Source organism: Mesorhizobium norvegicum (assembly GCF_004919685.1).
Lineage (GTDB): Bacteria > Pseudomonadota > Alphaproteobacteria > Rhizobiales > Rhizobiaceae > Mesorhizobium > Mesorhizobium norvegicum.
The window spans coordinates 175,501-183,291 of the sequence record NZ_SMYZ01000039.1; the positions used below are offsets into that span (position 1 = coordinate 175,501).

Annotated in this window: 9 protein-coding genes; 6 read left to right on the forward strand and 3 right to left on the reverse strand. The window is 62.7% G+C overall.

The window, feature by feature from the left end:
• Positions 1–181 precede the first annotated feature (181 nt).
• Together hemJ and hemE are read right to left on the reverse strand one after the other, a co-directional pair.
• On the reverse strand, positions 182–718 hold the full coding sequence (hemJ, locus tag FCU66_RS16425; RefSeq protein ID WP_136621616.1) for a protoporphyrinogen oxidase HemJ: 537 nt from the start codon (positions 716–718) through the stop codon (positions 182–184).
• Positions 718–1,749: a uroporphyrinogen decarboxylase gene (gene hemE, locus FCU66_RS16430; RefSeq protein WP_136621615.1), complete on the reverse strand. Its 1,032-nt coding sequence runs from the start codon at positions 1,747–1,749 to the stop codon at positions 718–720. The genes hemJ and hemE overlap by 1 nt, the downstream gene beginning before the upstream one ends.
• 405 nt (positions 1,750–2,154) lie before the next feature.
• Between hemE and FCU66_RS16435 the strand changes: the two genes are divergently transcribed.
• The 6 genes from FCU66_RS16435 (at position 2,155) to FCU66_RS16470 (ending at position 6,784) form a co-directional block, all read left to right on the forward strand.
• Positions 2,155–2,976 (forward strand): pyruvate, water dikinase regulatory protein, encoded by an 822-nt coding sequence (locus tag FCU66_RS16435; protein WP_136621614.1) that lies wholly within the window; start codon positions 2,155–2,157, stop codon positions 2,974–2,976.
• Between the two features lie 287 nt (positions 2,977–3,263).
• Entirely contained in the window at positions 3,264–3,863 is a 600-nt protein-coding gene (locus FCU66_RS16445; RefSeq protein ID WP_136621613.1) for a Maf-like protein, read from the forward strand.
• Entirely contained in the window at positions 3,856–4,698 is an 843-nt protein-coding gene (locus FCU66_RS16450) for a shikimate dehydrogenase (RefSeq protein ID WP_136621612.1), read from the forward strand. Before FCU66_RS16445 ends, FCU66_RS16450 begins: the two co-directional genes overlap by 8 nt.
• Positions 4,695–5,294: a dephospho-CoA kinase gene (gene coaE / locus FCU66_RS16455; protein WP_136621611.1), complete on the forward strand. Its 600-nt coding sequence runs from the start codon at positions 4,695–4,697 to the stop codon at positions 5,292–5,294. Before FCU66_RS16450 ends, coaE begins: the two co-directional genes overlap by 4 nt.
• Positions 5,295–5,593: 299 nt before the next feature.
• The gene (dnaQ, locus tag FCU66_RS16465) at positions 5,594–6,298 is read left to right on the forward strand and encodes a DNA polymerase III subunit epsilon (RefSeq protein WP_136621610.1); all 705 of its coding nucleotides are present in this window, start codon (positions 5,594–5,596) and stop codon (positions 6,296–6,298) included.
• 198 nt (positions 6,299–6,496) lie between these two features.
• Positions 6,497–6,784 (forward strand): GIY-YIG nuclease family protein, encoded by a 288-nt coding sequence (locus tag FCU66_RS16470; protein ID WP_136621609.1) that lies wholly within the window; start codon positions 6,497–6,499, stop codon positions 6,782–6,784.
• Between the two features lie 208 nt (positions 6,785–6,992).
• Here FCU66_RS16470 and secB read toward each other — a convergent pair whose 3' ends face one another.
• Entirely contained in the window at positions 6,993–7,493 is a 501-nt protein-coding gene (gene secB, locus FCU66_RS16475; RefSeq protein WP_136621608.1) for a protein-export chaperone SecB, read from the reverse strand.
• Positions 7,494–7,791: the final 298 nt, after the last annotated feature.

The following is a 7,791-nucleotide window of genomic DNA, read 5'->3' on the forward strand; positions in this document are numbered from 1 at the left end:
GGATGCGACAAATGCCGGGCGCGGCCGAAAGCAATGAGGGGCGGCGCATGACGGGAAGGAAGACCCGTCTTTTATCGTCGGTCGGGTGAAAGAGCAAGCTGCGTTTTGCGTGCCAAACAGGGCTAAACCGCAGCATGCATGTCGTTATCTCAAAACCGGGGCCACTTTTGAGCGACATGCATCAAAACGGCTTGACGACAACCAGGATCACGATTGCGATCATCAGCAATGTGGGGATCTCGTTGACCATCCGCCAGTGCCTCGCGGGCTTTTCGTTGCCATCCCTAGCGAATTTGCGCACCGCGCCGGCCAGATAGCCATGAACGGCTGACAGCAAAAGCACCGCACCGATCTTGGCGTGCAGCCAGCCACCCTGGAAACCAAAGCCTTTCCAGGCAAGCCACAGGCCGAACACCCAGGTGACGATCATCGCCGGATTGATGATGCCGCGCAGCAGGCGCCGCTCCATCACCTTGAAGGTCTCCGACTGCGCCGAGCCCTTCTCGGCATCGGCATGGTAGACCAGCAGCCGCGGCAGATAGAGCATGCCCGCCATCCATGAGATCACGGCGAGGATATGGACCGCCTTGGCCCAGGGATAAAAACTGTCGGGTACGGCGAAATACAAAAGCGCGGTGAGAACGACCAGCACGACGATACCGATCGTCATGCGCATCATCGCCTGGCCAGTGCTGTTCGTGTTGTTCATCTCAGCCATCAGCGTGTCGCGCTCCGTACCTGCTTTACCATCGCCTCGACATGGGCGATCGGCGTCTCCGGCGTGATGCCGTGGCCGAGATTGAAAATCAGCGGTCCGTCTCCCAGCGCTTTCAGGATCGCCTCGACGCCGTCGGACAGCGCCTTGCCGCCAGCCACGAGGCGCAAGGGATCGAGGTTGCCCTGAACTGCGCCTGAGCGCTGCAAATCCTTCGCCGCCTCCAGGGGCACCGTCCAGTCGATCCCCAGACCCGTTACGCCGGTCTTCTGGCGATAGGTCTGGTAGCGCGCGCCGGCGCCCTTGGGAAAGCCGATGATTGGCACATCGGGATAGACGGCCCGAACTTGACGCACGATCTCGGCCATCGGCTGGACGCAGAACAGGTCGAAGGACGCGTCATCGAGCACGCCGGACCAGGAATCGAAAATCTGCACCACATCCGCACCGGCCTCGATCTGGCGGATGAGATAGGCGGCCGAATGATCGGCAAGCACTTTCAGCAAATGCTGGAACGCTGCCGGCTCGCGATAGGCGAACAGCCGCGCCGGCGCCTGGTCGGGCGTGCCATGGCCGGCAATCATGTAGGTCGCCACCGTCCACGGTGCGCCGCAGAAGCCGATCAGCGTTGTCTCGTCGGGCAATCTTGCCCGCAACCGGCGAACCGTCTCGTAGACCGGTTCGAGATTCACGTGAAACACATCGCCTTCCAGAGCCAATATCTCCGGCGCCGTGATCGGCGTCAGCAGCGGCCCTCGCCCCTCTTCGAAGCGGACGTCACGGCCAAGCGCATGCGGAACGACAAGGATATCGGAAAACAGGATCGAGGCATCGAAGCCGAAGCGCTCGATCGGCTGCAAGGTCACTTCGACGGCAAGGTCGGGATCATAGCAGAGGTCGAGGAACGACCCGGCTCGTCTGCGCGTTTCACGATACTCCGGCAGATAGCGCCCGGCCTGACGCATCATCCAGAGCGGAGGCGGAAAATGAGCCTTGCCCTTCAGGACGTCCAGCATGATCCGGTTCTGGGGCATCGAGCGCTCGCTTCTCCCAGCCTCTTCTATAATCAAAGATTCTTATATCTAAGATTCTTCTGATTCTAAGAGTCTGTTGGTTCTGGTGGTTGTCACCTGTCCCGCTTTGCCCCGGAAAAAACCAGCCAACATATTGTCGCGTGCTTCTTTTGCCTGAATGTAGGGTTCTGGGGATAGTTCGGAATCCGTCACTGGAGTCAAAGCGTTAGGATGCGACGCAAGAAACCCGCCCTGTGGACGGACGAAGGGCAAAAGAAGCCGTCCCCAAACTTGTCCCCAGCCGCCCGACGAAGCTGACAGCGCATCGAATTGTGGACAAACTGCCATCTGATACAGTCGCCTCCGACCGACCCGTCTTTTCATCCCGCTTTATCCACAGAAGCCCACAGCCCCAGGTGACCCCCTGTGAACAAACCCCAGAGCTTCTTCCACCTGCACCTGATTTCCGACGCGACCGGCGAAACGCTGCTCGCCGCCGGCCGGGCGGCTTCGGCGCAATACAAGGATGCGCGCGCCATCGAGCACATCTATCCACTCATCCGCACCGAAAAGCAGGTGGCGAAAGTGTTCGAGGACATCGAGGAGGAGCCTGGCATCATCCTCTATACGGTCGTCGACCAGAAGCTGGCGCGCGGCATCGACGAGCGCTGCGCGACCATGGGCCTGCCCTGTGTGTCGGTGCTGGAGCCGGTGCTGACCGTGTTCCAGTCCTATCTCGGCACGCCGGCCGGCCGCCGCGTCGGCGCCCAGCATGTGCTCGACGCCGAATATTTCCGCCGCATCGATGCGCTCAATTTCACCATGGACCATGATGACGGCCAGCTGCCGCTGAATATGGACGATGCCGATGTCGTTTTGATCGGCATCTCGCGCACGTCGAAGACGCCGACCAGCATCTATCTCGCCAACCGCGGCATCAAGACCGCCAACATCCCGATCGTGCTCGGCGTGCCGGTGCCGGAAAGCCTGGTCAACGCCAGCAAGCCGCTGATCGTCGGGCTGATCGCCACCGCCGAGCGCATCTCGCACGTCCGGCAAAACCGCATCCTCGGCAATAGCAGCTCGTATGAGGCATCAGACTATGTCGACCGCGCGGCGATCAGCGAAGAGCTCGCCTACGCCCGCAAGATCTGCACGCGCCATGGCTGGCCGATGATCGACGTCAGCCGCCGCTCGATCGAGGAAACGGCCGCGGCTATCGTTGCCCTGAGAGGGAAGAATAGATAAATGAGCGACGAGTGCGTTTTCCGAGTCTTCCTAGCGGAACTCGGCGCCGCCCCTCACCTGCCTGCCGGCATCCTCTCCCCGTATAGTGACGGGGAGAGGGGCGCTGTCGCCGATGGTTTCGCCAATCGCCGGCGTGGCCGGAAACAGCGCCAGCGCTGAAGCTGCCCCTTTCTCCCCGTCTCTATACGGGGAGAAATGTCCGGCAGGACAATGAGGGGCAGCGCCAACTTTACAGGACTAGAGCTGATCATACTCCAACCGCGCCTGTGTCTGCGCCCGAGTGCAAAATGACCGAGAAAATCATCCTCGCCTCCGGCAGTCCGTTCCGCAAGGCGATGCTCGTCAGTGCCGGCGTCGACGTCGAAGCCGTTCCGGCCGACGTCGATGAGCGGGCGCTCGAGTCGCCCCTGCAGGATAGCGGTGTCTCGCCCGAGGATGTTGCCTTGGTGCTGGCCGAGGCCAAGGCCACGGAAGTCAGCGAGCGCCGGCCAGGCGCCCTGGTTCTGGGCTGCGACCAGACGCTGTCGCTCGGCGACGAGGTGTTCCACAAGCCGGCCGATAGGGAAGGTGCGCGCCGTCATCTCCTGGCGCTCTCCGGCAAGACCCATCAGCTCAACAGCGCCGCGGTGCTGGTTCGCGACGGCAAGGTTTTGTGGCGGCATGTCGGCATCGCCTCGATGACCATGCGCAAGCTCGACCCCGCCTTCATCGGCCGCCATCTCGCCAGCGTCGGCGCCAAAGCGCTGGGAAGCGTCGGCGCCTACCAGATCGAAGGCCAAGGCATTCAATTGTTCGAGAAGATCGAAGGCGATCATTTCACCATTGTCGGCCTGCCGCTGTTGCCGCTGCTGGCCGAGCTGCGCACGCTGGGAGCCATTGATGGCTGATGCGACAAAGAAGGCCTTCGTCACCGGCCATCCGGTCAAGCATTCGCGCTCGCCGAAGATCCATGGCCACTGGCTGGCCAGGCACGGCATCGACGGCAGCTACCAGGCCATCGACGTCGCGCCGGAAAACTTTGCCGCGTTCGTGAAGACACTGCAGGCAAACGGCTACCGCGGCGGCAACGTCACCATCCCACACAAGGAGGCGGCTTTCGCACTGGTCGATCATCGTGATCAGGCGGCCGAAGAAATCGGCGCCGTCAACACGCTGTGGTTCGAGGACGGGGCCTTGTGGGGCGGCAACACCGACGCGCACGGCTTTGCCGCCAACCTCGACGATCATGCGCCGGGCTGGGCGGGCAACGGTCCGGCGGTGGTGCTTGGTGCCGGCGGTGCGTCGCGCGCTGTCATCCATGCGCTGAAGCAGCGCGGCGTTGCCGACATCCGCATCGTCAACCGCACGCTGGCCCGGGCTATAGAGTTGCGCGATCGTTTCGGCGCCGGCGTGTCGGCGCATGGCATGGCGGCGACCGACGAATTGCTTGGCGATGCCGGCCTGCTGGTCAACACCACCGCACTCGGCATGCATGGCAATGAAGGCCTGTCGGCCGATCCGGCCCTCCTGCCGGACCATGCCATCGTCACCGACATCGTCTATGTGCCGCTGGAGACGCCGCTGCTTGCGGCGGCCCGCGCGAGAAAGCTGAAGACGGTCGACGGCCTCGGCATGCTGCTGCATCAGGCCGTGCCCGGCTTCGAGCACTGGTTCGGCGTCAGGCCGCAGGTCACGGCTGAACTCCGCGCGATCATCGTTGCCGATCTGGTGCCAAAACTATGATCGTGCTTGGCCTCACCGGCTCGATCGGCATGGGCAAGTCGACCACGGCAAAGATGTTCACTGACGCCGGTGTGCCGGTTCATGATTCCGACGAGGCGGTGCATCGCCTCTACGCCGGCAAGGCAGCCCCCTTGGTCGAGGCGGCCTTTCCCGGCACCACATTTGCCGGCGTGGTCGATCGGGCAAAGCTCGGCGCGCGCGTCCTCGGTGACGCCGCCGCGCTGAAACGGCTTGAAGCCATCATCCATCCGTTGGTGCGCGCCGACGCCGATGCCTTTCTGGCCAGGCATCGTACATCAGACGCGCCGATCGCTGTCCTCGATATCCCCCTGCTGTTCGAAACCGGCGGTCGTGGCCGCGTCGACAAGGTCGTCGTCGTCACCGCACCGGCCGAAATCCAGCGAGAACGCGTGCTGGCGCGGCCGGGCATGACGGAAGAAAAACTGGCATCGATCCTGGCCAAGCAGGTGCCGGACGCGGAAAAGCGCAAGCAGGCCGATTTCGTCGTCGACACCGGCCAGGGTCTTGACGCCGCGCGGGCTCAGGTGAACGCGATCATCAGGCAGCTGATCGTGGTCGGGAAGCCGAGCCGCTGACACTTGCTGATGTCTGCTGATGTCGGCGCCGCCCCTCATCTGCCTGCCGGCATCTTCTCCCCGTATAGTGACGGGGAGAAGGACGACTTCGCAAAGGATTTCGCTAATCTCCAGCGTTGCAGAGAGAGTGCCGAGGTTGCGGCCGGCCCCTTCTCCCCGTCACTATACGGGGAGAAGTGCCCGGCAGGGCGATGAGGGGCAGCGCAAACCTGTGGCGATTGTCCTAGGTAACGCCGTTCCCCATTGCCATTTTGTTCCGGTGTATGAATCTGCTCCCTTGGAGCGGAGCGACTGATTCGATGCGTGAGATCATCTTCGACACGGAAACCACCGGCCTCGATTCGCGCGACGACCGCGTGATCGAGCTTGGCGGCGTCGAGCTGGTCAACCGCTTCCCGACCGGAAAGACCTTCCACCACTACATCAACCCGCAAGGGCGCGCGATCCATGCCGAGGCGCAGGCGGTGCACGGCATCAGCGCGGCGGACCTCGCGGGCAAGCCGACCTTTACCGAAATTGCACAGGAGTGGCTGGACTTCACCGACGGCGCCAAGCTGGTCGCCCACAACGCGACGTTCGATATCGGCTTCCTCAATGTCGAATTCGGCCGGCTCGGTCACCCGGTCATCGACAACGGCCTTGTCGTCGACACGCTGGCGCTGGCGCGCCGCAAGCACCCGATGGGCCCCAATTCGCTCGACGCGCTCTGCCGGCGCTACGGCATCGACAACACAAGGCGCACCAAGCACGGCGCCCTGCTCGATTCCGAACTGCTGGCCGAGGTCTATATCGAGCTCATCGGCGGCAAGCAGGCAGCCCTCGTCCTCGACAGCGCCACCGCGCCGGCGCAAGGGGGCGAGAACGTCCGCCAGATCAAAATTGTCATAGGCCAGCGGCCGGCACCCTTGCCGCCGCGCGTCACCCAAGCCGAGCGCGACGCCCATACCGGCATGGTCGCCACGCTTGGGGAAAAGGCGTTGTGGCTGAAGGTTGCGGCTGGCTAGCAATAGTTAGAGGCCGGTTGGCAACGCGGTGCCTGCGCAAACCTCCGAGATTAGCCGAGGCCCCGCGCCTTCGTCATCCTAGGGCGAAGCAAGGAGCGAAGCGACGCGCGCAGACCCTAGGATCCATGCCGTGAAGTCTGCCGAAGAATGCAGCGGATCAGGATGTTCTCCCGACGCATTGCCCGGTAGCCCTAACCTATGACCGGTTATGTCTACATGACTGCGAGCCAGAAGCGCGGCACCATCTATATCGGTGTCACCAATGATCTCGGCCGCCGCATGCCGGAGCACAAATCCAGTGAGGGTTCGGGTTTCACCAGCCGCTACGGCGTGCAACGGCTGGTCTGCTATGAGGAATTTTTCGATATCACCGATGCCATCCAGCGCGAGAAATCGCTTAAGCGCTGGCCGCGTCAATGGAAGATTGAATTGATCGAAAAAGCCAATCCGGAGTGGTTCGAGCTTTTTCGTGGGACCGCGTGGTAGCGCTCAGTTCTGGGCAGCTTTCGCATAGCACGGCTGTCACGGCATGGATCCTAGGGTCTGCGCTGCGTCGCTGCGCTCCTTGCTCCGCCCTAGGATGATGAAGGCGCGAAGGTTTTCGGCCAACTGCGAGGATTCGCTGTTCCGCCGGCACCCCAAAACAAAAACCCGGCGCGAGGCCGGGCTTTTCACAATCCGTGGCGGGCAGGCCTCAGCTCGCCTTGACCTTGTTGGCCGCCTGGTCCTCCGCCAGCTTCTGCTGAAACATTTGCGCGAAATCGATCGGGTCGAGCATCAGCGGCGGGAAGCCGCCGTTGCGGGTTGCCTCGGCGATGATCTGGCGGGCGAACGGGAACAAAAGGCGCGGGCATTCGATGAACAGGATCGGCAGCATGTGTTCCTGCGGGAAGCCTGCGATGGCGAACACGCCGCCATAGACCAGCTCGACATTGAACAGCACTTCCTGGTCGAAGGATGCCTTGGCGTTCAGCGTCAGATTGACGTCGAACTGCTTGTCGGAGAGCGGGTTGGCGTTGACGTTGACGTTGATGGCGATGCCGGGCGCCTTGTCGCGGCCGCGCAGCGAATTCGGCGCGCCGGGGCTTTCGAAGGAAAGGTCCTTCACATATTGCGCCAGAACGTTGAGCGACGGCTGCGCCGCATTGCCGTTTCCGTTGGCTGCGCCGACCGGCGCGTCATCTTTGCTGGCCATAAGCCTTGTCCTCTTGCCTGGGCAGCGTCGCTGACCGAATTGAAATCGGGCGTTCGCTACCATGGCGGGGATGACAAGACAAGGTTTGCCGCCTTCAGCCTCGGGGCAACAGCTTCAGATATGTTCGCGTCGACTTTGTTGGAGAAACCCAATTGTCGGAAGTCTGCGCTGCCCCTCACCTGCCTACCGGCATCCTCTCCCCGTATAGAGACGGGGAGAGGGGCGCTGTCGCCAGCGGTTTCGCCAATCGCCAGCGTTGCAAGGATGGCGCCGGGGCTGCGGCCAGTGTCCAGCCGAT

Bases quoted from the DNA above. Each gene is read 5' to 3' on its own strand.
- FCU66_RS16450 (WP_136621612.1), top strand. From the start codon at position 3,856: ATGGCTGATGCGACAAAGAAGGCCTTCGTCACCGGCCATCCGGTCAAG.
- hemE (WP_136621615.1), bottom strand. From the start codon at position 1,749: ATGCCCCAGAACCGGATCATGCTGGACGTCCTGAAGGGCAAGGCTCAT.
- coaE (WP_136621611.1), top strand. From the start codon at position 4,695: ATGATCGTGCTTGGCCTCACCGGCTCGATCGGCATGGGCAAGTCGACC.
- hemJ (WP_136621616.1), bottom strand. From the start codon at position 718: ATGGCTGAGATGAACAACACGAACAGCACTGGCCAGGCGATGATGCGC.
- FCU66_RS16445 (WP_136621613.1), top strand. From the start codon at position 3,264: ATGACCGAGAAAATCATCCTCGCCTCCGGCAGTCCGTTCCGCAAGGCG.
- FCU66_RS16470 (WP_136621609.1), top strand. From the start codon at position 6,497: ATGACCGGTTATGTCTACATGACTGCGAGCCAGAAGCGCGGCACCATC.
- secB (WP_136621608.1), bottom strand. From the start codon at position 7,493: ATGGCCAGCAAAGATGACGCGCCGGTCGGCGCAGCCAACGGAAACGGC.
- dnaQ (WP_136621610.1), top strand. From the start codon at position 5,594: ATGCGTGAGATCATCTTCGACACGGAAACCACCGGCCTCGATTCGCGC.